This is a genomic window from Chitinophaga sp. sic0106 (genome assembly GCF_019219075.1).
Lineage (GTDB): Bacteria > Bacteroidota > Bacteroidia > Chitinophagales > Chitinophagaceae > Chitinophaga.
In genome coordinates this window covers 208,065-231,142 of sequence record NZ_JAHUWJ010000001.1, presented here as the reverse complement: position 1 = coordinate 231,142, position 23,078 = coordinate 208,065, and the positions used below count along the sequence as shown (strand labels likewise).

At 47.6% G+C, this 23,078-nt stretch carries 23 protein-coding genes; 8 read left to right on the top strand and 15 right to left on the bottom strand.

From position 1 onward, the window contains the following. Window positions 1-33 precede the first annotated feature (33 nt). The 12 genes from KW844_RS00945 to KW844_RS00890 form a co-directional block, all read right to left on the bottom strand. Window positions 34-981 (bottom strand): UDP-3-O-(3-hydroxymyristoyl)glucosamine N-acyltransferase, encoded by a 948-nt coding sequence (locus KW844_RS00945; RefSeq protein ID WP_218374836.1) that lies wholly within the window; start codon window positions 979-981, stop codon window positions 34-36. Window positions 982-1,466: 485 nt separating this feature from the next. Continuing rightward, complete coding sequence (gene hemN, locus KW844_RS00940; protein ID WP_218374835.1) at window positions 1,467-2,825, bottom strand: oxygen-independent coproporphyrinogen III oxidase; 1,359 nt, start codon at window positions 2,823-2,825, stop codon at window positions 1,467-1,469. A 3-nt stretch (window positions 2,826-2,828) separates the two neighbouring features. Then, window positions 2,829-3,539 (bottom strand): sulfite exporter TauE/SafE family protein, encoded by a 711-nt coding sequence (locus KW844_RS00935; RefSeq protein ID WP_218374834.1) that lies wholly within the window; start codon window positions 3,537-3,539, stop codon window positions 2,829-2,831. Between the two features lie 5 nt (window positions 3,540-3,544). Then, window positions 3,545-3,982, bottom strand: a complete 438-nt coding sequence (locus KW844_RS00930; RefSeq protein WP_218374833.1) for a FixH family protein — start codon at window positions 3,980-3,982, stop codon at window positions 3,545-3,547. Between the two features lie 31 nt (window positions 3,983-4,013). Further along, entirely contained in the window at window positions 4,014-5,402 is a 1,389-nt protein-coding gene (ccoG, locus tag KW844_RS00925; protein ID WP_218374832.1) for a cytochrome c oxidase accessory protein CcoG, read from the bottom strand. Window positions 5,403-5,405: 3 nt separating this feature from the next. Beyond that, complete coding sequence (locus KW844_RS00920) at window positions 5,406-6,473, bottom strand: cbb3-type cytochrome c oxidase N-terminal domain-containing protein (RefSeq protein WP_218374831.1); 1,068 nt, start codon at window positions 6,471-6,473, stop codon at window positions 5,406-5,408. An 8-nt stretch (window positions 6,474-6,481) separates the two neighbouring features. After that, window positions 6,482-6,652: a CcoQ/FixQ family Cbb3-type cytochrome c oxidase assembly chaperone gene (locus KW844_RS00915; RefSeq protein WP_218374830.1), complete on the bottom strand. Its 171-nt coding sequence runs from the start codon at window positions 6,650-6,652 to the stop codon at window positions 6,482-6,484. Window positions 6,653-6,663: 11 nt separating this feature from the next. Further along, window positions 6,664-8,814 (bottom strand): cytochrome-c oxidase, cbb3-type subunit I, encoded by a 2,151-nt coding sequence (ccoN, locus tag KW844_RS00910; protein ID WP_218374829.1) that lies wholly within the window; start codon window positions 8,812-8,814, stop codon window positions 6,664-6,666. A gap of 31 nt (window positions 8,815-8,845) precedes the next feature. Then, entirely contained in the window at window positions 8,846-9,004 is a 159-nt protein-coding gene (ccoS, locus tag KW844_RS00905) for a cbb3-type cytochrome oxidase assembly protein CcoS (RefSeq protein ID WP_218374828.1), read from the bottom strand. 194 nt (window positions 9,005-9,198) lie between these two features. After that, a complete protein-coding gene (locus tag KW844_RS00900) occupies window positions 9,199-11,601 on the bottom strand; it encodes a heavy metal translocating P-type ATPase metal-binding domain-containing protein (RefSeq protein ID WP_218374827.1) in 2,403 nt (800 codons plus the stop codon). Then, window positions 11,601-12,155 carry a hypothetical protein gene (locus tag KW844_RS00895; RefSeq protein ID WP_218374826.1) on the bottom strand — a complete coding sequence of 185 codons (555 nt, stop codon included), beginning with the start codon at window positions 12,153-12,155 and terminating at the stop codon, window positions 11,601-11,603. Before KW844_RS00895 ends, KW844_RS00900 begins: the two co-directional genes overlap by 1 nt. A 93-nt stretch (window positions 12,156-12,248) precedes the next feature. Continuing rightward, window positions 12,249-12,956 carry a Crp/Fnr family transcriptional regulator gene (locus tag KW844_RS00890; protein WP_218374825.1) on the bottom strand — a complete coding sequence of 236 codons (708 nt, stop codon included), beginning with the start codon at window positions 12,954-12,956 and terminating at the stop codon, window positions 12,249-12,251. 1 nt (window position 12,957) lies between these two features. On the opposite strand from KW844_RS00890, the gene KW844_RS00885 reads away from it, so the two are divergent. The 7 genes from KW844_RS00885 (at window position 12,958) to KW844_RS00855 (ending at window position 18,716) form a co-directional block, all read left to right on the top strand. Further along, window positions 12,958-13,602: a pseudouridine synthase gene (locus KW844_RS00885; RefSeq protein WP_255578089.1), complete on the top strand. Its 645-nt coding sequence runs from the start codon at window positions 12,958-12,960 to the stop codon at window positions 13,600-13,602. Between the two features lie 56 nt (window positions 13,603-13,658). Continuing rightward, complete coding sequence (locus tag KW844_RS00880; protein WP_218374824.1) at window positions 13,659-14,534, top strand: YicC/YloC family endoribonuclease; 876 nt, start codon at window positions 13,659-13,661, stop codon at window positions 14,532-14,534. A 15-nt stretch (window positions 14,535-14,549) separates the two neighbouring features. After that, on the top strand, window positions 14,550-15,038 hold the full coding sequence (locus KW844_RS00875; protein ID WP_218374823.1) for a gliding motility lipoprotein GldH: 489 nt from the start codon (window positions 14,550-14,552) through the stop codon (window positions 15,036-15,038). Next, on the top strand, window positions 15,038-16,057 hold the full coding sequence (locus KW844_RS00870; RefSeq protein ID WP_218374822.1) for a sensor histidine kinase KdpD: 1,020 nt from the start codon (window positions 15,038-15,040) through the stop codon (window positions 16,055-16,057). The genes KW844_RS00875 and KW844_RS00870 overlap by 1 nt, the downstream gene beginning before the upstream one ends. A gap of 63 nt (window positions 16,058-16,120) precedes the next feature. Continuing rightward, the gene (locus KW844_RS00865; RefSeq protein ID WP_073082445.1) at window positions 16,121-16,831 is read left to right on the top strand and encodes a response regulator transcription factor; all 711 of its coding nucleotides are present in this window, start codon (window positions 16,121-16,123) and stop codon (window positions 16,829-16,831) included. 226 nt (window positions 16,832-17,057) lie between these two features. Further along, window positions 17,058-17,867 carry a histidine kinase gene (locus tag KW844_RS00860; protein WP_218374821.1) on the top strand — a complete coding sequence of 270 codons (810 nt, stop codon included), beginning with the start codon at window positions 17,058-17,060 and terminating at the stop codon, window positions 17,865-17,867. Between the two features lie 102 nt (window positions 17,868-17,969). Beyond that, window positions 17,970-18,716: a LytTR family DNA-binding domain-containing protein gene (locus KW844_RS00855; protein ID WP_218374820.1), complete on the top strand. Its 747-nt coding sequence runs from the start codon at window positions 17,970-17,972 to the stop codon at window positions 18,714-18,716. 3 nt (window positions 18,717-18,719) lie between these two features. Here the strand turns inward: KW844_RS00855 and KW844_RS00850 are convergent, their stop codons facing one another. The 3 genes from KW844_RS00850 to KW844_RS00840 form a co-directional block, all read right to left on the bottom strand. Next, window positions 18,720-19,487, bottom strand: coding sequence for a tetratricopeptide repeat protein (locus KW844_RS00850; protein WP_218374819.1), 768 nt, complete (start codon window positions 19,485-19,487; stop codon window positions 18,720-18,722). Between the two features lie 33 nt (window positions 19,488-19,520). Then, window positions 19,521-21,437 carry a BatD family protein gene (locus tag KW844_RS00845; RefSeq protein WP_218374818.1) on the bottom strand — a complete coding sequence of 639 codons (1,917 nt, stop codon included), beginning with the start codon at window positions 21,435-21,437 and terminating at the stop codon, window positions 19,521-19,523. 106 nt (window positions 21,438-21,543) lie between these two features. Further along, window positions 21,544-22,245 carry an SDR family oxidoreductase gene (locus tag KW844_RS00840; RefSeq protein WP_218374817.1) on the bottom strand — a complete coding sequence of 234 codons (702 nt, stop codon included), beginning with the start codon at window positions 22,243-22,245 and terminating at the stop codon, window positions 21,544-21,546. A gap of 62 nt (window positions 22,246-22,307) precedes the next feature. Between KW844_RS00840 and KW844_RS00835 the strand changes: the two genes are divergently transcribed. After that, the gene (locus KW844_RS00835; RefSeq protein ID WP_218374816.1) at window positions 22,308-23,003 is read left to right on the top strand and encodes a YjjG family noncanonical pyrimidine nucleotidase; all 696 of its coding nucleotides are present in this window, start codon (window positions 22,308-22,310) and stop codon (window positions 23,001-23,003) included. The last annotated feature ends 75 nt before the right edge of the window (window positions 23,004-23,078 follow it).

Genomic DNA, 23,078 nt, shown 5'->3' with positions numbered 1-23,078 from the left:
CTCCTCTGCGAATGTAATATTTTGTGGCTGATATCAGGAAAGGTGTTTGACCTTTTCCCAGATTTCCGGGATACGTTTGATCCAGGCCAATTCTTTTTTCTTGGTGCGGGCTTCTTCCACCGGAGAGCCAAAGTAAACTTTACCTCCTTCGATGGAGCTGGGTACACCACTTTGTGCGAGCACAATAGCGTTTTTACCGATTACCAGGTCTTTGGATACACCTACCTGACCCCAGAGTATCACATTGTCCTCAATGAGTGCTTTACCACCAATACCTACCTGTGCAGCAAACAGGCAGTTTTTACCGATGATGGTGCCATGACCGATGTGGATCATGTTATCCAGCTTGGTACCTTGTCCGATGATGGTATCACCGCTCACACCTTTGTCGATGGTGCAGCCGGCGCCGATTTCCACATCATTTTCCAGGATCACCCTTCCGCAGCTTTCCAGTTTGTCGTACATCACTTCCCTGTCTGCCCTCTTCTTGAAATAAAATGCATCTGCACCAATCACTGTTCCTGCCTGGATGATCACATTATCTCCAATCACCGTATGGTCGTAAATAGTCACATTTGGATGGATGATACAGTTACGTCCGATGCGCACATGATTGCCAATGAATACGTTAGGTTGGATTACAGTTCCTTCTCCTATTAGGGCAGTATCACTGATCGCTTTGGATGCCGGCTCAAACGGACGATAAAACTTCACCAGTTTCACGTATGCACTGAACGGGTCGTTTACCACAAGCAATGCTTTTCCTTGCGGACAATCCACTTTTTTGTTAATGATGATGATGGTAGCTGCAGAATTCAGACTCGCTGAATAGTATTTTTCAAAGTCTACGAAGGAGATATCTCCTGGAGTAACTTTATGTATCTCGTTGATGCCGGTGGCCATCAACTGGCTGTTACCAACCAGCTCCGCGCCTATCATGTTTGCGATCTCCGTTACGGCAACAGGTGCTTCGAACTTCATATGAACTGAATTATAGAATATGTTTTAAAGAGAAACAAAGGTAGTAAATCGGAGATTGTAATGTAGTTTTTCAGACAGGAAGTTGAAGATGCATTCTGTTGTTATCCACAATTATTTTAGTAGTGTGAATAAAATTTTTTGTAAATTTTTTCTTTTGTCATGAAATTATTTTTAATATTGTGTAGGGAATTTTGTTTCCCTGTACTTACTAACCCATTCACATAATAAGAAAGTCTGATTGTCTACACGGTCAGACTTTTTTTATTCCCTCTGAAACACGCTGCAGCACTACGTTTCAAGTTAAAGTCATTTTACACTTCATATTTTGCTCACGAATAATGCACTCAATTTTCCTCTTCTTAGTAAAGTTGAACCTGCCGGTGGATAACTATTAAAATTTGATTTTTGGGGAGATATGGATGCCAGACAGCCCGATTTTTTTCTTATTCTGAAAAATCGGGCTTATCCGGGAGTATATATCTGGTTTATATAGCGCTGCTGAAGAGTTGAGATGCAGGGAGTTTACGCCATAATCTTGCATCGAAAGCCATGCAAATGTTTCTGATGAACGTTCTGCCATGTGGCGTTACAGCCACCTTACCAGGAAGTACATTTACCAGTCCGTCCTTCTCCAGTTCCTGCAATCTTTCTATACCATCCACAATGGCATCGCACTGTGTATCCGCTTTATGCCAGCTGGTAGAAAAGTTACACATCAGATCATGGATGTGACCACGGATCAGTAAGTCTTCCTGGTTAAGCAAGTGTCCTCTTACCACCGGAAACTCTCCTTTGTTCACTTTCTCCTGGTAAGCGACGGTGTTCTTTTCATTCTGTACGTAGGCATACCAGTTATCTCCAATGGAAGATGCGCCCAGGCCCACCAGCAAAGAAGTATGCAACACGGTATAACCCATGAAGTTACGGTGCAGTGTGCCGTTATTCCGCGCGTGATACAGCTCATCATCCGGCAACGCAAAATGGTCCATCCCGATCTCCGTATATCCTGCTTCCACAAATAATTCCTTACCGGTTTCATACAGCCGGCGCTTCTCTCCCTCCTTAGGTAAATCTGCCTCATCATATTTACGCTGCCCCACTCCTTTGATCCAGGGAACATGTGCATAACTGTAGAAAGAAATCCTGTCAGGGCGCAGCATCATCACTTTCTTAATTGTGTCTGTTACACTCGCTACAGTTTGCAGCGGCAGTCCGTAGATCAGATCGAAGTTCACAGAAATAAAACCTATCTCTCTGGCCTGCTGCATCACTGCTGCTACGGTTTCAAAATCCTGCACCCGATTAATGACCTCCTGCACAGCAGGATCAAAGTCCTGAATGCCCAGGCTGATTCTCCGAAAACCAAGTTGATGCAGCAACTGTAAATGCGCGCTGGTAGTATTGCCGGGATGACCTTCAAAACTGAGGGCTGCATCCGGCAGTAGTTCTGCCTGTTCAAACAATCCGTTCATCAGTTGCCCCAGGTGCTCCGCACTGAAAAATGTAGGAGTGCCGCCTCCCAGATGTACCTCCCTGATTTTAGGCTTGCCGCCAAAAGCAGCTGTGTATAATTTCCACTCTTTCAGTAAAGTGGAGATATAAGGTTCTTCTACGCTGTGGTTCACCGTAATATGCTTGTTACAGCCACAGTAGGTACAGAGTTTTTCACAGAAAGGAAGATGTATATAAATGCTGATGCCTTCTTTGTCGTTCGACTCGTTGAATGACCGCTGAAGCAAAGCCTTCCATTGGTCCAGGTTAAAGCCTGCTTCATCCCAGTAGGGAACGGTAGGGTAACTGGTATATCGTGGCGCTGCCACATTGTATTTCTGTAGTAGGCTCATGGTTCAAGGTTTATGACAGTGAATAAATTCAGTGGGTGCCTGTTCGTTTAACTGCGGACTGATGTAAGGAATTCCCAGGTTCATGCCGCGCATGATCAGCATAATCGCCATTATAGCCACCATCAGGGGTATCATTTTGCGCATCTTGTTGCGGATGCTTATACTGAGCAGATGTCCGAACCAGGTGGCTGCTACCATCGCAGGCAAGGTTCCGGCGCCGAATGCTGTCATGAAAAGCATTCCCTTTTCTACAGTGCCCGTAGATGCAGCGCCGGCGATTCCCATGTATACTAACCCGCAGGGTAACAAACCATTCAGCACACCTATTGTGAAAAGCGTATGAAATCGTTGCGCTACGAGTAATTTTCCCAGGTAAGACTTTATAGCCTCCGTAAAAATTCCGGGGGCGGATAAACGAAGTTTACGATGGGTACTGATGTATTGCAATAAAAGACCGGATAACAGGAGCAGGCCCGCCGTAACGGACAGCCATTGCTGAAACCCTGCCAGGGACACCTGTTGGCCGAGCCAGCCGAAAAACAGCCCTAAAACAGCGTAGGTGAATATCCTCCCGGCATTATATAGCAGGATCCCTCCCATCTTCCTACCACCCTCCAGGTGCCTTACCGGAAGGGTAAGCGCAATAGGTCCGCACATTCCCACACAATGGAAACTTCCGGCAAAGCCTATGAGGAAAGCAGTGAATGTAAACATGGCGATTAATTGATGTGTAAAACCTGTTCGTGGTAATAAGGCTTGCTATTCATTTCCCAGCTCACCTTTACGCGGTAATTACCACGGATAAATTTTTCTCTCCCAACTACCTGAGTGCCAGTGCCGTCAGGCTGTAGCGGCACACTAAAATCCTTGCCGGCATCGGAAGGTCTGTAAAAATTTACCGTACCTGTCAGCCGTGTGCCCACTAACTCCTGCGGCACCTGAATGGTTACCTCCGCTGCGGGCTGGGTGATTTTTACGAGAGACGAAAGACTACCGGCATTGTTACGGCCTTCGATTACTTCCTGGTATTTCAGTTCTTCGCTGTAGTAATCTTTGGTGACCATGTCGATTTTAGTACGCATACTTTTGGTCACCAGTGTGAGGATGCCTACGGCAAACAACACAAAAACGATAATGATGCTATGTCCCCAGTTCATGATAAATAATTGAAATTGTGTATATTAGCTATTACTCCATTGGTCCTGAAAACGTGGTGGTAATAGTGGCTATTTTTTGCTGCTGTTGATAAAGCCCCACTTTGATCTTCGATTTCCTGCCATGCACTTCCGTACGGGGCAGCACGATAAAGAATGTCCCTTCTCCCTGTCCTTCCTCTTTTACGGCTATATTTTCTTTTCCAATCATTTCTATTTTGCCGGACTCATTTTCCAGCTGGAGATGGAGTGGTATTTCCACAGAGGTTTTGTTAATAAGTTTAATGCGATAGAGGTTGGAGATACTGTCGGTGCCTCGTTCCTGGTACAGCATGCCGGCGGTGCGGATAATGGTGCCCGTTACCGGCTTACGGCTGCCAGGCATAAAGCTGATGGCGCAAAGTATGAGCACCAGGAGGGTGCTGTATACTTTCATGCGCGGTGTAAAGTGCAGTGGCTCTTTTTGGGCAATGCCGTTTTCAGAGGCATAACGGATAAGTCCACGGGGACGCCCTGTTTTCTCCATCATAAAATCACAGGCATCAATACAGGCGGTACAACTAACACATTCCATCTGTGTACCGTTTCGTATATCTATCCCCGTTGGACAAACCCTTACGCACTGCATGCAATCAATACAGTCGCCCTTATCATGATTCCCGTTTTTGGTGTATTTACTGCGGGGTTCTCCCCTGTTGTAGTCGTAGGCTACCACTACCGAGTTTTTATCCAGCAAAACGCCTTGCAGGCGTCCGTACGGGCATATAATGGTGCATACCTGCTCCCGCAGGAACGCATATACGCCGTAAAACACGCCAGAGAACACCAGGATGGCCACAAAGCCGCCTGTATGTGCTGCGAAAGGGCCGGTAATTATTTTTCCCAGTGCTTTGGCACCAATGATATAAGCCAGGAAAATGTTGGCAATAATGAAAGAGATGGCATAGAATACCATATGCTTCGCGGATTTGCGGAGGATCTTCTCAGTATTCCATGGTGCTTTGGCGAGCTGCTGTTGTTTGGCGGCGCTGCCTTCTATCCAATACTCTATTCTGCGGAACATCATTTCCATGAAAATGGTTTGCGGGCATGCCCAACCGCAGAACAGGCGCCCGAAGGCCATGGTAAAAAGTACAATGAACAATATAAAAGCCAGCATGGCGAGCCCGAAGATGAAGAAATCCTGCGGCCAGAAAATGACGCCGAAGAGGATGAACTTTCCTTCCAGCACGTTGAGCATAAACAAGGGCCTGCCATTTATGGAAATAAACGGCAGGCTGAAAAATGCAATGAAATAGAAAATGCTGAGTAAAGTGCGGATGTTATAGAAACGGCCTTCGGGCTGTTTCGCAAAAATCCACTTGCGTTTTCCTTGTTTATCAACTGTGGCTATGCTATCTCTGAATGTCGTACTGTCTTCCATCTGCTACTGTGCTTTTTCGCCTTGTGGTGCTTTCGGATTAGGAGGATTGGAGCCCTGGATAGATTCGATGTAGCTGGCCAGCATTGCTATCTGCCTTGGGGAAAAGTCTTCCTGCCAGGCTTTCATCCCCTTTTCAGGAACACCGTATTTAATGGTTTTAAACACCTCGTTTATTTTCCCGCCGTGCAGCCAGTATTCGTCGGTAAGGTTAGGTCCTACCACGCCCTGGCCCTGTGGCCCATGGCATGGTGCGCAGCTGCTCACAAACAGCTTTTGGCCACCTGCCAGCTCATCAGCGGAAGTGAGTAAAGTGACCGTATTTTCGTCTACGTTATTGGCAGCATTTTTCAGGAACTCGGCTTTGGCGGCAGCGGCCTCCTGTTCGGCCATGGCCAGCTCTTCGAGCTGGGTAGGTGCGGTGCCGGATACATACCCTCTCCATAGGTACACCACCCCAAAGGCGATACAGAAATAGAACGCCCAGTTCCACCATGGCGGAGTAGGATTATTCAGCTCCCGGATACCATCGTACTCATGTCCCATGTCCTGCTCGGCTTCAGAGGCTTCATCCAGGGTTCTGGTATTATTGAGCTTCTCAAACCAGTTCACCCGTGGCTTGCCCGGCACGGGCGCTTTCTTAGGTTTACGCTTGCGCTGAATGCCTACGAGGTGCTTCAGTGTATAAAGCAGGCTAAGGATTACGAGGATTTCCAAAAGGATTACGGTAACGAGTGTCCACAGGGAGGATTTGGACAGTAGTCCGCTGGTAGGTGCTTCCACCAGGGCGTCGGCAGCATGTGCCTGTAAAGCACCGGACATAGCCAGTAATATCACGCCAATGGTGATCATGGCTTTGCCTGCATCTTTTTTCATTCTTTCCCGGAAGATGTCCATGGCGCCTATCACTGCATTGCCGAGTACTGCGATCGCTATCAGCAGGAAGCCGGCAATGATCAGCAGCACCAGCGCTACCGGATCAGCAAGCTCGGAAGGTTGCGGCTTTCCGTTGGCCAGTGCCGGCACGCTCATAAGCGTACCGGCCGTAAATATAATGAGTGGTCTGAAGTTCATGATGGTGATTAATTTTCTTCTTTGTCCAGTGGAATACGACTTACATGATCCATCATTCTCTTGTCGGAGCTGAATGCCAGAAAGGCCGCTGCCACAAAGAAAATGGAGAATATCAACAGGGATGCAAGCGGGTAAATGCTTACCCCGGTGATGGATTGCAGATAGTTGATGAATTTCATGATTACTGGTTTTAAAAGTCAGTGGATTCAGTGGTAGCAGTAGCCTTTGGCTTAGGCGCATCTTTGATGTCTTTGCCAAGGCGCTGCAGATAAGCGATCAGCGCTACGATCTCCCGATCCTTGCCAACCGGCAGCTTATCATTTTTCAGATTGACAACTATACCATTTGCCTGTGCCTCCAGATCTGCGTTGGCTTTGGTTTCATAACCATTCGGGTATGGTACGCCCAGCTTACGCATTACGTTGATCATGGCTGGCGTTTTGCTCTTGTCGATGCGGTCCTCAAACAACCATGGATAGGCTGGCATGATAGAGCCGGGCGACATAGAAGTAGGGTCCAGCATGTGGTTGAAATGCCAGGAGTCAGGATACTTACCACCCAGGCGTGCCAGGTCCGGACCTGTGCGTTTGGAACCCCATTGGAACGGATGGTCGTACACAAACTCACCTGCTTTGGAATACTCCCCGTAGCGCGCTACTTCATCGCGGAATGGGCGGATCATCTGGGAGTGACAGGTATAGCAACCTTCTCTCAGATAAATATCGCGTCCATGCAATTCCAGGGGGGTATAAGGTTTCACGCTGGTGATGGTGGGAATGTTACTTTTTACGAGGAAGGTAGGCACCATTTCGAGCAGGCCACCAATACCTACTACTATCAGACTGAATACTACCATTTGCACCGGCCGGCGTTCGATCCAGTTGTGCCAGTGTGATTTTCCATGTGTGGTAATTTCTTTCGGTAACGGTGCGGCTTCGGTGGCTTCGTTGGCCACAAAGTTTCCGCGACGGATTGTTTTGGTCAGGTTCACCATCATCAGGATCACACCACTCACATAAAACAGGCCACCTACTGCGCGCAGTGCATACATAGGAAGGATAGCGCTTACTGTTTCCAGGAACTGGTATTTTAAAGTACCCTCTTCGGTAAACTGTTTCCACATCATGCTCTGGGTAAATGCAGCCCAGTAGAGCGGAATAGCATAGAAGATAATACCGAGTGTGCCCAGCCAGAAATGTGTGTTAGCCCATTTGCGACTGTATAACTGCGTAGAAAATATTCTTGGGATCATCCAGTACAGGATACCGAAGGTGAGGAATCCGTTCCAGCCCAGTGCACCTACGTGTACGTGTGCAATGGTCCAGTCGGTATAGTGGCTGATCGCATTCACATTTTTCAGGGATAACATAGGCCCTTCGAATGTAGCCATACCATAGCAGGTAAGGGCCACTACAAAAAACTTAAGGATAGCATCTTCCCTAACCCTATCCCATGCTCCACGAAGGGTAAGTAAACCATTCAGCATACCACCCCATGATGGTGCAATCAGCATGATAGAGAAAACGGTACCGAGTGACTGTGCCCATTCCGGTAATGCAGTATATAACAGGTGGTGAGGTCCCGCCCAGATATAAATAAAGATCAGTGACCAGAAGTGTATGATAGACCAGCGGTAGGAATATACCGGCCTGTTGGCGGCTTTAGGTACAAAGTAGTACATCAGTCCCAGGTAAGGCGTGGTAAGGAAGAAAGCCACGGCATTGTGACCATACCACCACTGTACCAGTGCGTCCTGCACACCTGCATACCAGCTGTAGCTTTTAAATAACGCGATCGGATACTCGAAGGAGTTGATAATATGCAGCATTGCAATGGCCACCCATGTACCTATATAGAACCAGATCGCAACGTAGAGATGTGCTTCGCGGCGTTTCAGAATAGTACCCAGCATGTTGGCCCCAAACACCACCCAGATAAGGGTAATAGCGATATCAAAAGGCCATTCCAGTTCGGCATATTCTTTACCTGTAGTGTAACCGAGGAATAAGGTGAGCGCACCACCGGCAATGATGGCCTGCCAGCCCCAGAAGTGAATTTTACTCAGCAGGTCGCTGTACATCCTGGCTTTACACAACCGCTGCAGCGAGTAGTAAACACCCATAAAAATACCGTTACCCACAAAAGCAAATACAACAGCGTTGGTGTGTACCGGGCGCAAACGACCAAAAGTGGTGGGAGCATAACCGAGGTTAAGGTCTGGAATAACCAGCTCTGTGGCAGCCCACAGCCCGGCCAGCATGCCTATAAGGCCCCAGAATACACAGGCGTAGGCAAACCATTTGACCGTTCGGTTGTCGTAGTAGAAACGTTCTAAAGACATAAGTATGATGGATTGAGATGCGGAATTACGTTTAGTCGTTGTTGTTAGTGTTTTTTTCTTCAAACAGGATACGGTGTGCGGGAGAAAAATCATCTTCAAACTGGCCGTGCTTCACAGACCAGATAAACGCGGCCAAAAATCCGAGGGCGACGGTAAGACTCGCTCCCAGTAAGAGTATGATGACGCCCATAGCAACAGTAGTTTGGTGATAGTAAGCTTCCGAAGCGACAAGGGTTACCCGTTGCCCCGCAAACGGTTGTTTGCGGGGCCCATTTCAACTACGGGCATTAATACTAGCGCTTTGGAGTTATTACTATGTATATGTTTCGTGTCGTTAGCAAAGGTAATTTTGGTGGGGAGGTAGTACAATGATATTGCTCAATCTCAAACATGATTTTTATCAGAAAGTCTTTTGCCATAGATTTCACTCATACTGTAAGTAAGCAGAATAATGCTGATAGAGCTGGCCGGCATCAGGATAGCCGCTACCAGTGGGGATAATATGCCTTGTACCGCAAAATAGAGTCCGGTAATATTATAGGCGAGCGACATAATAAAGCTGATGATAACAATGTGCTTGTTGGCCTTACATAAACGTATAAACGCCGGTAACATTTTGAGTTGCTGTGCTTCAATAATGCCGTCGCTGGCGGGTGTAAAATTGTTGGTGCTTTCTGCTACGGAGATGCCAATATCACTTTGCCGCAGTGCGCCGGCATCATTGAGGCCATCCCCTATCATCAGCACTTTTTCACCGTGCTGCTGTAATTGAATAATATAGTCGAGCTTGTCCGCCGGCTTTTGCTCAAAATGCAGTGTGGCACTGTTTCCCATGAGTATGCGTAAGCTGGCTGCCTCCCGTGTATTATCGCCGGAAAGCACGGATAGGTTGTAATAGTTGCGGATATTTTCCAGCATGCTGCGTATGCCTGGGCGGTAGCCGTTGCGGACAGTAAATAATCCTACCGGCTTTTCATTTATTCCTACATAAACAATGCTGCCGTCGTGATTTTCTTTTGGTTGAATGCCTACAAATTCGGCACTGCCCATGCGGATGTATTGGTTTTCTATCCATCCGGAGATGCCATTGCCTTCGGATTCTTTAAACTCGCGTACTGTATAACTGCTGCTGTTGCCACAGTAATTATTAATAGCGTTGCTTAACGGATGGGTGGAATGAGCCGCCAGACTGCTGATCATCATTTCCTGAATGGGGCTGAGGGTACTGCCAAAGTAGCGTACCTCCGTGCCTGACTTGCCGGTAAGCGTACCGGTTTTATCAAAAACGATATGCGTGGTATTCGCCAGATTTTCAATGGATTGCGCGTTGCGCAGGTACAGCTTGTGCCTGGAGAGAATACGTAAAATATGGCCGTTGGTAAATGAGGAGGCCAGCAGTAAAGCGCAGGGGCAGGCGATAATTAAAATAGCCGTTACTGATGGCCATATACGTGCCGGATCATTTACGGCCCACACAGCTGCTGTTACTACTGCAATGAGGAGTACCACCCAGGTAAAATACTGGCTGAGCAGGTGTACAAACGAAGTGCTGCTGTCATTTTTCTTTTGCAGTTCGTCACGGTTCCAGAGGCTGGTGAGGTAGCTCTGTGCTACCTCTTTAATGGTGAGTACTTCAATGTTGCCACCCATCTGCCTGCCCCCGGCGTACACGATTTCCCCGACGGACTTTTTCACTGGCGCAGCCTCGCCGGTAACAAAGCTGTAATCAATTAACGCTTCGCCGCGGGAAATAATGCCGTCAGCCGGAATCAGCTCCTGGTGATGAATCAGCAGGGTGTCGTTGGTGTGGATATCCGGCAAAGTAGTAGGTACGGGAGTGCCTTCCTTTATAACGGAAACGGCTATGGGAAAATAGGACGTATAGTCGCGATCAAATGATAATCCCTGGTAAGTTTTTTCCTGTAAAATGCGACCGATGAGCATGAAGAATACGATGCCCGTCATGGAATCGAAATAGCCGGAGTTGCCGGCGGCCACTTCTGTTAAGCTGCGGATAAATGTTACTACGATTGCCAGCACTATAGGGACGTCGATATTGAGGAAGCCGTGTTTAAGGCCACCCCAGGCGGATTTATAAAATGCCTGTGCGCTGTAAAAGAATACAGGCAGGGACAGTGCCAGGTTCATGTACTGAAACATCCGGTTCATGGCCACATCTGTATGCCCGGAACCGGAAAAATATTCCGGAAAACTAAGCAGCATAATATTACCAAAGCAAAATCCGGCTACGCCCAGCTGGTACACCAGTTTACGTTGCACCTTTGGTTTTTTCTCCTTCATATCATTCAGGGAGATGTAAGGTTCGTAACCGATGGATGTCAGCACTTCCGCTACGGCGCGAAGGCTGGTAGTTTTAATCCCGTAAATGATACGAGCTTCTTTTTTACTAAAGTTAACGGTTACACGTTGTACACCATGGTTCAGCTTATGCAGATTTTCCAGCAGCCAAAGGCAGCTGCTGCAGTGGATTTGGGGCAGGTAGAAAGTAACGTGTACCTGCTCTTCATCTTTGAACTGGATAAGGTGTTGCTGTACCTTTTCATCTTCCAGAAAAGCAAATTTATCTCTCCTTACCTGCATTCGCTGGTTAACGCCAGGCTGAGCGTTCAGGTCATAATATTCGCAGAGGTTGTTCTGGTGCAGTATCTCATACACGAGTTTACAACCTTCGCAGCAAAAAATTTTTTCTGCCATCATCACCGGGTTGTTGTGGCATTCTTCGCCGCAGTGGAAGCAGGCGACCTGTGTTTGCATGGTATCGGACATCAGTCAATGCTTGAAGAGTGAGGCAAATCGTCCTGCTGAATCAGTATGGTACCGGGTTTGGTAACGGCGGGATACAGTATGTTCTGGGTCACGTACATCCATTGGTGTACGAGTTGTTCCAGTACGTACATATCGCCTATACAGATTTTATAAGCGTTGCTCCAGGTGGGCTGCAGCTGATAGTTGCCGGTTACCTGACGCAGCTTTTGCAGCAGCAGGGTTATTTTCTGGTAAGAGGACCGGATGGTTTGGTAAGTGGTGGGTTGTATGCATCGGGGATCTTCCTTGTTTTCGCTGGCTTTTTCTATTACGGGAAAGAGTATGGTGCTTTCCTTGCGGATAACCTGGAATATTTCAGCCTGCAAACGGGAAAACAGGAGATGTTGGATATTTGCTGCTGCCGGTGCTTTTCTGTCATCCTGCAGGTCGTGCAGAAAGTAGGATATCACCTGGTCGGCGGTTTGTTCTACCGGCGTATGAAATTTATGGACAGTGACCTCGCATAGTTCTGCGGGGCATAGTTCATGAAAGTTTATAATGGCAAAAGGCAGCATCAGTACGGATGTATTTTTGATGCAACAAATTTACCGGGAGCCGGAGGGGCATCCAATGACTTGTGTCAAGCTGAAAAATGATTTTTATCAGGATTAGTCGTGCAGGTTCGCGGTGCGGATAATCTCCGGCATGTCGAGCAGGCGGATTTTTTTACCTTCCAGTTCGATCATACCATCTTTTTTGAATTCGGAGAGGAGTCGGATAGCGGATTCGGTGGCAGTGCCAACGAGGTTAGCAATTTCTTCGCGGGAGAGTCGTACGCTGAGGGTATGACCATCTTCTTCGAGGCCGTAGGTTTCCTTAATAAACAGCAGTGTTTCGGCGAGGCGTTCGCGTACCGGCTTCTGGGCCAGGTGGGTGATTTTGAGTTCTGCTTTGCGCAGCTCGCTGGACAGGATGCGCATCATCTCAAAAGAGAGGGACGCATCTGATTGCAGTATGTTGAGAAACAGGTCTTTAGGAATAAAGCAGATGGAGGAATCTTCCAGGGCGGTAGCGGTGGCGGTGTAGCGTTCGTTACTGAGCAGTGCTTTGTAACCCATGATATCACCGGCTTTAACGAGGCGTACGATTTGTTCGCGGCCATCGTCGCCACTGTGCGACAGTTTGATCTTACCGTCGTTGATACAGTAAACGCCGAATGGGTAGGCGCCTTCGTGGAAAATAACCTGACCTTTTTTATAGGATGAGCACACCTTTGCCGCATCAATCTGTTCAAGATTGTTTTGGTCCGCTTTGCAGAATATAGACGAGAAGCGGTCTTTACAGTTTTGGCATGATGGATTTAACGGTATACTCATAATGAATTGTGCAAATGTACTAATTTACGGCTCCTTAACCAAAGCAAAAGCAGTTGTGGCGCTTCATTATTATGTAATTTATAAACCATACGAAGTACTGACCCGGTTTACTCCCGAAGGTAATAAGGCTTGTCTGGCAGATTTCTTTAAAGTACCTTCAGATGTATATCCTGTGGGGCGCCTTGATTATGACAGTGAGGGGCTATTATTGCTTACGAACGATAAAGCATTGAATCACCGGTTGTTATCTCCTAAATACCAGCACGAAAGAGAGTATTGGGTGCAGGTGGACGGTGCCGTAACGGAAGAGGCAGCCAGGAAACTGGCGCAGGGAGTACAAATAAATGTGGATGGTAAAATGTACCTCACGAGAAAATGCAAAGCTGAAATTTTTGAAGAGGAACCTGTTTTACCACCACGAAATCCACCGATCCGTTTTCGTAAGAGTATTCCTGCTCCCTGGCTGCGGATGACGTTGCATGAGGGAAAGAACAGGCAGGTAAGAAAAATGACGGCAGCTGTAGGCTTTCCTACGTTGAGGCTTGTACGTTATAGAATGGAAGGGCTAACGATTGCCGGTATGAACGCCGGGGATATGGTGGAATTAAGCCGTGAAGAGGTTTACCGGAAGCTAAAACTGCTGTGATGCTTTTTGGCTTTCTGGTCTTATTTAACTAGGTTTGTTGCCTACAAATTTCTATTATGCTGAAATCAATGACTGGCTTCGGAAGGGCGGAGAGCACAAGAGGCGAAACAACTATTGTGGTGGAGATCAAATCGCTCAATGGAAAACAGTTTGAGGTGAATCTGAAATTTTCTCCTTTGCTGAAACCCTATGAGTTTGATATCCGCTCCCAGATGCAGCAGGTGCTGCAGCGTGGAACGCTGGATGCTACCGTCAACGTACGTCAGAATGGCGCTACAAGGCCTGTGGTGATCAACACCGACCTGGCGAAGTACTACTACCAGTCCATCACTATGCTGGCTAACCAGCTGGAACTGCCGCAGGGCGACATGCTCAACATCCTCATGAAACTGCCCGAGGTAGTAACCCCTGCCACGGAGCAAATCACCGAGGGAGAATGGAGAGATGTGGAAGAAGTATTACAGGCTGCCTTGCAGGACCTGGATTTGCACCGTCAGGACGAAGGCATCATGCTGGAAGCCGACCTGATTCAGCGTATTGAAAATATCGAAACCTATATGGGCAAGGTGAAAGAGCTGGACCCGCTCCGTAAGGATCGTATCCGCCAGCGCCTCGAAGGCCTGCTCGCCGAACATGTAGGAAAAGAAAATGTAGACAGCAACAGACTGGAGCAGGAACTTATCTTCTATTTGGAAAAACTCGATATCTCCGAAGAACTCTCCCGTCTGGAAAACCATTGCCGTTATTTCAAAGAAATTTTGAAAGAAGCAGATCCTGCCAAAGGTAAAAAACTCGGCTTCGTGCTGCAGGAAGTAGGCAGGGAAATCAATACCACCGGCTCCAAAGCCAATGACGCCGGTATACAGCAATGGGTAGTGCTGATGAAAGACGAACTGGAAAAAGCCAAAGAACAAGTATTAAACGTTTTATAGCAAGGCGTAAACCTTATGAAGAGACTACTCCTGGTAACCGCAGGCCTTTTAATACTGGCTGCAGCCTGCAAGCCGCCTAAACTGGACGTCTACGAAAAAAACCTGGAAATCCCGGGGCATGACTGGACCTACGACTATAAACCAGCGTTCGAAGTTAAACTGGAACCGGAAGATACTGCCTGGCTGTACAACATATACGTAAACGTACGCCACTCGGCCCCCTACCCTTACAGTAACCTCTGGATCATGGTAGGTACACAATACCCGGGTGACAGCATCCCTGCCCGGCAACGCGTGGAACTGCCACTGGCAGATCCTTCCGGAAAATGGCTCGGCAGCGGTATCGATGATATATTTGAGCATAGAGTGCCTATTCAGCAAAATGCTATTTTCAGTAAACCAGGCACCTATAAAATCACTTTTGAACAAAACATGCGGCAAAATCCGCTTCCCCATGTAATGAATGTTGGTTTGCGGATAGAGAAAGCCGGTAAACGGCCTTGATGAAAAAAATTTATAATAAAATGCAGGAAGGAAAATCAGTATCCTTCCTTTACTTTTTAGTACTGTTCTATACAGTTGCTGCACTGGTATGGTGGGGAATACTCCTCTTGCGCCAAAGCCACCAGATCACCGGTTTTGAAGTGCAAAACCTCGCCCTCCGCATCGATAGCCTGCAAAAACCAGTGGAATTCCAGCTGGAACTTCAGCGTATCGAAAAAGACGAAAAAATGCGCTTCATCAAATATCTCGGCGAAGGCCTCACCTTCCTCGGCATATTACTGGTAGGCGCCGGATTCGTATACCGCGCCATCTGGAAGTACATGAAACTGAGCCGCCAGCAGCAAAACTTTATGATGGCAGTGACGCATGAACTTAAATCACCCATCGCTGCTGCCAAGCTAAACCTGGAGACTATACGCCGGCACAGCAGCCTCGACGAAGAAAAAAGAACGCGGCTTATCGATAATACCATCCGGGAAACCAATCGCCTCGACCAGCTATGTAACAACATCCTGCTGGCAGCGCAACTGGAAACCCACCGCTATCAGCTGTTTAAAGAACCCCTCAACGTTTCCCAGCTGATGGAGTCAGATATTAAAGAAATTGGCGGACGAATTGGCACTCACAATATTCAGGCAAGCATTTTGCCAGGGGTATGGATGGAAGGTGACAAGCTGATGCTGCACATCGTACTGAGCAACCTGGTGGAAAACGCTGCCAAATATGCACCCAAAAACACCGCTATCCAGGTAAAACTGTTCGAATCCAATCATCAGCTCAAACTACAGGTAGTGGATGAAGGTCCTGGTATCCCTGACGAAGAAAAAGAAAGAATCTTCCTCAAGTTTTACCGCGTAGGCAATGAAAATACCCGCAAAGCCAAAGGCTCCGGTCTCGGACTGTTCCTGACAGCTAAAATTGTAGAACAACACAACGGTTTCATACAAGTGCGCAATAATAAACCTACCGGCGCCTGCTTTGAAATAACATGGGCTGATTATTCCATACAAACGGCGTAAATTTAAACCGGATTAAATGACAGCCTTTAATCCATCATTTGACTTACAATCAAATATTAACACATGAAGGAAGCTACAAAAGCATCAATACTACTGGTTGAAGACGAAGAAAATCTCCAGGAGGCGCTTAAGCTGAACCTGGAGCTGGAAGGCTATGAAGTTACTGCCGTTGACAATGGGACCGCTGCCCTCAAAGCAGTCAAAAATGAATATTTTGACCTGATCATACTCGATATCATGCTGCCAGAAATGGACGGCATCGCTGTGTGCGAAAATATCCGCATCCAGAACAACGAAGTACCCATCCTGTTCCTCAGCGCCAAAAATAGCAGTGCCGACAGAGTACTGGGCCTTAAAAAAGGTGGGGACGACTACATGACCAAGCCCTTCAACCTCGAAGAACTGCTGCTGCGTGTAGAGAAACTGATCGTAAAAAATAAAAAAATCCAGGATAAAGACAGCGTACCAAACGTATACCGCTTCGGTAATAACACCATCGACTTCGCCGCACAGGAATGTATCGGCAAAGATGGTAAGCACTATGAGCTCAGTAAAAAAGAAGCCATGCTGCTCAAACTCCTCATCGAAAACAAAGGAGAAGTTGTTACCCGCGAAAAAATCCTGCAGGTAGTCTGGGGATATAACGTATACCCTACCACCCGTACCATCGATAACTTTATCCTCAACTTCAGGAAATACTTTGAAGAAGACAGCCGCAACTCCAAATACTTCCATTCAGTACGTGGAGTAGGTTATAAATTCACTGAAGCATAATTCATTACATAGCAAAGCATTAGATGCTTTGTAGCCAACGCAAAAAGAGAAAGAGCCACCCGCCCTTTCTCTTTTTGCGTTTTGGCCAGGCTTCTGGCCCCCTCGAAACACAAGCTAAATAGCCAAACACCAAATTTCCTCCAAATCTCGCCGCTTTCCTGTTATTTTCTGCCTTGTACAAAATGACACTTTCTCCTAGCAGTGATTTACACGATATTTAATTATCGTGGCATATATAACTTTAGCATTGGTTTTTGCTGCAGTCTGGCCGTACTGGGTATTCTTCGTGGTTAGCCTCATTACGATCCTGCTTTTTTTCTTCATAAGAGAGAAAAGAATACGCCGTGCCGCCAAAGAAGCGCTGCACCGGCAGCAGGCCATGATCAACCTGGAACTCAATGCCTTCCAGGCACAGCTGGACCCGCACTTTATCTTCAACAGCCTGAATGCTATTCACCATTATATTCTGGCCACCAGCACAGATATGGCCTCCCTCTACCTCACCCGCTTTTCGAAACTGATGCGGCTCATGATGGGAAATTTTAAGAAAGAATGGATTACTCTCCAGGAAGACCTCGACGCCCTGGAACTCTACCTTCAGCTGGAACAACTGCGGTTTGAGCAGCAGTTTACCTACCGCCTGGTGCTGGAGCCGGAAGTAGAACCCATGCACACACTTATTCCTCCTCTGATTATACAACCCTATGTGCAATATGCCATCTGGCACCGGCTGCTGGTACGCCCGCAGAAAAGCGGTGGACAGCTGGATATCATCATCGGGCTTAAGGGCGAAAGGCTTTACATTAAAGTTGAAGACAACGGTAACCCCACCGCTTCCCTGCTGGATGATACCGCTGCGCGACTCGCCAATGGCATCGATATCGCCTCCGAACGCCTGTACCTCATGAGTGAGCGTTACCATATGAAAGCCAGCATTTCTGCCCAGCCCATCCTCGACAGTGCCAGCCACCCCTGCGGAAACCGGCTCGTCATCAGCATGGAGCACAACCCCGCCCGACAGGAGCTAACAGGCTGAATGCTTGTACAGCAGCAAAAAAAAGCGTAATTTTTCATTGTCAAACAGAGGTATTTCACCCTCTCTTTGTTTTTATACCATCTATCAACTATTTCTACCTTCATGCGCGCCATCATTGTGGACGACGAGAAGCACAGCCGAGACGTACTTCGTATTCTTCTTGAAAAAAACTGCCCGGACATAACGGTAATGGCTACATGCAATAATGGCGAAGCCGCCCTGGACGCAATTGCAATGTACGACCCTCAGTTGCTGTTTCTTGATATTGAAATGCCCGGACTGGACGGATTCCAGGTACTGGAAGCCACTAAACGCGGCTCCTTCGCTGTGATCTTTACCACCGCGTACGACCACTATGCGGTCCAGGCCATACGGCACAGCGCACTTGATTATCTCCTTAAACCAATAGATGCCGCAGAACTAAAAGAAGCAGTGATAAAGGCCACCGAACGCACAGGGCAACCGGTTACCAAAAAGGTGGATAACCTCGTGGAAATGCTGCAGCAGCATATAAAACAGTCGGAGCGACTGGCACTGCCCACCACAGAAGGCCTGCGCATGGTGATTGCCCATGATATCCTCTATTGCGAATCCAACGGCGCCAATACCAATGTTTACCTGCGTTCACAAGAAAAGCCTTTTCCCGTAACCCGCACCATGAAGGAAATGGAAGAAGTTCTGGAAGATAAAGCCTTCTTTCGCGTGCATAACAGCTTCCTCGTCAACCTCTCCTTTATGGATAAATACATCAAAGGCGATGGCGGTGAAATTATCATGTGCGACGGGCACAGAGTCCCCGTTTCCCGCCAGAAAAAGCAGGACTTCCTGTTACGGATAGAGAAAATGTAATGATTACAAACGCTTGATGGCAGCGCAGGACACCCAGCCGTTTTTGCCGTCGTTGAGCTCTACCTTGCAGTATTCGCTGGTAGCATCCACCAGTTTCACTTTCATGCCTTCATGGAGTTCAAACAGCTCTTTGCTGTTATCATCCGGCGCGGCTTTTACTTTGACGGTGCCTGTCAGCACAATACCACTGTTGTGGTTATTGGCAATGCTGTAGGTGTCTATCGCCATTAGCAGGTACACCAAAAACAGCACGCCGAACAGGTAGTTGGCCCATTGGAGATATTTGTTGTGGAGGCCCGGAATCTGGGAGTTTATAATAAGAGATGCGATGAGTATCCATATGAAAATGACCGCGCCCACCGCCCAGCCGTTGGAGCTGTGGAGGTGTTGCAGCTGGAGCCACCAGCGCTGGAAAAATACCAGCGGGAGATCCCCCACATAACCGTTTACCTTTTGATTGGCCACACTCAGATTATGTTTGATGGCAGCATCTTCCGGCGAAAGTTGCAGGGCTTTTTCATAGTTATAGACTGCCTGCCCCGTTTTGCCAGCCTTATACCATGCATTGCCTGCATTGAGGTACAAAGGGCGCGCGGTGTAGCCGGCATCTATTAGTTGCTGATAGATATTGGCTGCTTCCGTAAACTTGCTTTGGCGATAGAGGTTATTGGCTTCGTCAAAGCGTACTTGTGGATTCACGTCCTGTGCAATGGCCGGTGTGAAGCAGGCCATCATCAGGAGGCCTGCTGCCAGGAAAATCGATTTGAACATTCTGCAATAGAACATTTGCCTGGTGGTTAAAAATTAATTCTTCAGTGCGTCTTCCAGGTTGGTAATGATGCTGACAGCTTTTTCATACGTGCCCTGCATCCGGCGGTTATCCTGGCCGGGGGCATACAATGCAACCTCACAATTGTCTATCAGCTCAAACAGCTCAGAAGTATTGCTGCCATTGATACTACGGGCAGTCAGTTTCTCCTGTACCAGTTGCTTGCTAAGGTCAGCAAATGGTATTTTGAGCTTATGGCTTAAATAGCCCCATACGGCCCTGGAGGTTTCTTCGTAGAAAGCCTTGTCCTTCCCTTCTTTGAGGTAACGGGCGGCCAGTTCCAGGCGTTTGAGTGCTACCTTGTTTGCAAAGCGGTGTTTAAGCACAGCTGCATTGGTGGTGTTATAATCCTTGCGGCGTTTGTAGAATACTGCGCCAGCATAGATCAGCACCGGTATCAGCAGCAGTAGGTAGAACCAGACGCTGCTTACAAACCAGGTATGTTTTTTCACCCATGGCATAATGCCGGACTCAATGCCAACCAGCTCATTTCTACCTACGCTGTAATCCTGCTTTTCGGATTTAACTTTTTTTCCTTGTGTGATATTAATAGGGAAAGATGCAGATTTTATCGTTTTATACGCGTTCGCGGAAGGATCGAAGTAGGAGAACTCCACCGGAGGAATCACATGTTCCCCGGCTTCTGTAGGCATGAGTACAAACTCAAAGGTACGGCTGCCGGACAGTGGATTACTGTTCTTTTCAATATTGTCGGTTACTTTCGGATCATAAGCCTCAAATCCGGAGGTAACATCTATTTTAGGATTATTGAGCAGGTTTACGTTACCCTGGCCGCTGATCGTCACTTTGAGGGTGAGCGCTTCGTCGGTGGAAAGCTTGCTCTTATTTACCTCAGCAGTCATGTTGAAGCGGCCTACTGCGCCATTGAAGCTGGTAGGGCGGCCATCTACCGGCAATGGTTTTACGGTAATCTTTACCGGGTTACACTGGGTCTTGTATGGTACATCTTCATACTCTACATCAGGGCGATTAAAGAAATCGTCAAAGAAAGGATCTCTGAAGGAAGGATCGTTAAAGAATTCATCGAACGGATCTTTGCCCCGGCGCTTGTTTTGCACCAGCTTTACCAGGCGCACCTGGTTATCCACTTCCACGGGTTCCAGTTCCAGGTTGCCGGATTGTAGCGGGAACAGCAGTGTTTTACGGATGGTAAACACCTTAAACAGCTGGCCATTCACCATTTCTTCGGTGGCCTGCGGCGGGTTGGGAAGTTCTATATCTTTTGCAGAAAAGCCTTTGAAGGCCGGTACTTTTGTTACACTGGAATTGGTGGGCAGGCGGGTATACAGTTTATACGTGGCCGTAAGCTGGTCGCCCTCGTAGAGATTGGTTTTATCCACATCTACTTTCACAAATATGTTCTTGCGGAGTTTTTCGTTGATGTTCTCCCCTTTCTTCAGCACACCGTCTACCGATTCATCGCGGCCACCACGTGGGCCATAGCCTCCGGCGGAAGGTGGTTGTTGCGGTGCCTGTTGCTGGGAGGCGCTGGCGCCTCTGCGCACTTCAATCAGTACGGGATTGGATTTCACCACATTCCCGTTTACCCTGGCCTGCGCGCCGGCAATGGTAAAACTGCCCACACGTTTAGCCTGGAGTACGTATATAAGCGCGATGTATTCGGATCTGCGACCGTTCATGATGGACTGACCCATACTTTGACTAGGGCCTTGCAGCAAGTCAAAATCTTTGAAATCAGGCGGGTTAAAGCTGGTTACATTCACCCCGTTCTCTATCATGAATTGAATCTGAAATGGCTCGTCCAGCGCTACAGGATTACTGCTCACAGTGGTAGTAAAGCGGAAATCCTGCGCAAATGCGCAGTTCACCAGCCCTACTAAAAACAATAAGGAGAAAAGAAACTTTCTCATACTAAATCTGACCATCATAATTACGTCAACAAATTTAACCTAACCCGCCATGGATGCGGTAGAAGCGCCGTTAAAAGTTAGTTAAAAAATTATGAATATGTGATTGTTAAATATCTCCTAAAACTGGCCGTAGTACGATGTCTTCGACTACCGTTTGCTTTGCGAGGGTATAGGCCGTCCACACAACAGTGGCGATATCTTCAGGAGGCATCATTCTGTCGGGCGGCGCTTCAAAGCCATCCCAGGAGGCGGTGAGGGTAGCGCCGGGGCTGATACTGGTCACCCTTACGCCGTAAGGTTTCATTTCTTCACGCAGGTTGCGGCTAAAGCCCAGCAATGCGTGTTTGGTAATGCTATAGGAGCCGCCATTGGCGTAGGCTTTATGGCTGGCCACCGAGCAGAGATTAAAAATATGTCCGTTACGGTGATGCATCATTTCCGGCAGCAATGCCCTGGTGAGGTGGTAAGCGCTATACAGGTTTACCGCCATCAGCTGTTCGAGGAGGCCTTCGGCTTCTTCGTACAGGGCGCCTGGGGTAAATATGCCGGCATTATTAACCAGGATATCCACATGACCAAAGGTATTTTTAACGGTTTCGGCAAAACGCAGCACCTGGGCTTTATCGCCCATATCCACCTGCTCTGCCAGCACGGTTACTGCGCTGTTCTGAGCCTGTATACCGGCTTTAGCATCTGCTAGGGCCGCGGAATGGCGGGCACATATGGCTACATTAAATCCTTCTTTAGCTAATCTTTCAGCTACTGCCCTGCCAATACCCTTACTGGCGCCGGTTATTACTGCATTCATGGTTATGTCCTGTATTAAGGCGGTAAAATAGTAAAAATTGTATTTCGTAACTTTGCGCGATCATGAAATATAAACATCTTTTCTTTGACCTGGATCATACACTCTGGGACTTTGAAACCAACGAACAGGAAACACTGCTTGAATTGTACGAGCAGCATGCTTTGGAAAGTAGAGGGGTGCCATCATTTCAGGAGTTTTCCGTTGCTTATGTCGACATTAACGAACGCCTCTGGGACCGCTTCAGAAAAGGCTTTATCAACCGTAAGGAGCTTCGGTATAAACGATTTAACATGACTTTGCTGGCTTTTAAAATCGGTGATGAAAAGCTGAATGCAGCGCTGTCTGACCAGTTCCTGGAAATTTTGCCAACTAAAAAAAGGCTCTTCCCGCACACGGTGGAGGTGCTGGACTACCTGGCGGGCAAAAATTATCCTATGCATATGATCACCAATGGGTTTGAGGAGACGCAATTGCTGAAGATGAAAAATTCAGGGATAGATAAATATTTTACACATATCATCACCTCCGAACTGGCTGGTAGCCTCAAGCCGTACCGCGAAATTTTCGATTTTGCCATGGCCAGGGCGGTAACGTCGGCCCCGGAGAGTATTATGGTGGGCGATGCGATGGAACTCGATATTAAAGGAGCGCACGGTGTAGGAATGGATCAGATCTATTTTAACCCGGCAAAGCCTCCGGTGGACTTCACGCCTACTTATACGGTGAATTCACTGGCTGAGATAATGGATATTCTTTAGAGAAAGTACGCCTGGATGCTAAACGAAAAAAGAATCGCTACCAGCGATTCTTTTTTCGTTTTACTCCCTTTGGGA

Coding starts and splice junctions, on each gene's coding strand:
- KW844_RS00945 (WP_218374836.1), bottom strand. CDS start 981: ATGAAGTTCGAAGCACCTGTTGCCGTAACGGAGATCGCAAACATGATA.
- hemN (WP_218374835.1), bottom strand. CDS start 2,825: ATGAGCCTACTACAGAAATACAATGTGGCAGCGCCACGATATACCAGT.
- KW844_RS00935 (WP_218374834.1), bottom strand. CDS start 3,539: ATGTTTACATTCACTGCTTTCCTCATAGGCTTTGCCGGAAGTTTCCAT.
- KW844_RS00930 (WP_218374833.1), bottom strand. CDS start 3,982: ATGAACTGGGGACATAGCATCATTATCGTTTTTGTGTTGTTTGCCGTA.
- ccoG (WP_218374832.1), bottom strand. CDS start 5,402: ATGGAAGACAGTACGACATTCAGAGATAGCATAGCCACAGTTGATAAA.
- KW844_RS00920 (WP_218374831.1), bottom strand. CDS start 6,473: ATGAACTTCAGACCACTCATTATATTTACGGCCGGTACGCTTATGAGC.
- KW844_RS00915 (WP_218374830.1), bottom strand. CDS start 6,652: ATGAAATTCATCAACTATCTGCAATCCATCACCGGGGTAAGCATTTAC.
- ccoN (WP_218374829.1), bottom strand. CDS start 8,814: ATGTCTTTAGAACGTTTCTACTACGACAACCGAACGGTCAAATGGTTT.
- ccoS (WP_218374828.1), bottom strand. CDS start 9,004: ATGGGCGTCATCATACTCTTACTGGGAGCGAGTCTTACCGTCGCCCTC.
- KW844_RS00900 (WP_218374827.1), bottom strand. CDS start 11,601: ATGTCCGATACCATGCAAACACAGGTCGCCTGCTTCCACTGCGGCGAA.
- KW844_RS00895 (WP_218374826.1), bottom strand. CDS start 12,155: ATGCTGCCTTTTGCCATTATAAACTTTCATGAACTATGCCCCGCAGAA.
- KW844_RS00890 (WP_218374825.1), bottom strand. CDS start 12,956: ATGAGTATACCGTTAAATCCATCATGCCAAAACTGTAAAGACCGCTTC.
- KW844_RS00885 (WP_255578089.1), top strand. CDS start 12,958: ATGAATTGTGCAAATGTACTAATTTACGGCTCCTTAACCAAAGCAAAA.
- KW844_RS00880 (WP_218374824.1), top strand. CDS start 13,659: ATGCTGAAATCAATGACTGGCTTCGGAAGGGCGGAGAGCACAAGAGGC.
- KW844_RS00875 (WP_218374823.1), top strand. CDS start 14,550: ATGAAGAGACTACTCCTGGTAACCGCAGGCCTTTTAATACTGGCTGCA.
- KW844_RS00870 (WP_218374822.1), top strand. CDS start 15,038: ATGAAAAAAATTTATAATAAAATGCAGGAAGGAAAATCAGTATCCTTC.
- KW844_RS00865 (WP_073082445.1), top strand. CDS start 16,121: ATGAAGGAAGCTACAAAAGCATCAATACTACTGGTTGAAGACGAAGAA.
- KW844_RS00855 (WP_218374820.1), top strand. CDS start 17,970: ATGCGCGCCATCATTGTGGACGACGAGAAGCACAGCCGAGACGTACTT.
- KW844_RS00850 (WP_218374819.1), bottom strand. CDS start 19,487: ATGTTCAAATCGATTTTCCTGGCAGCAGGCCTCCTGATGATGGCCTGC.
- KW844_RS00845 (WP_218374818.1), bottom strand. CDS start 21,437: ATGAGAAAGTTTCTTTTCTCCTTATTGTTTTTAGTAGGGCTGGTGAAC.
- KW844_RS00840 (WP_218374817.1), bottom strand. CDS start 22,245: ATGAATGCAGTAATAACCGGCGCCAGTAAGGGTATTGGCAGGGCAGTA.
- KW844_RS00835 (WP_218374816.1), top strand. CDS start 22,308: ATGAAATATAAACATCTTTTCTTTGACCTGGATCATACACTCTGGGAC.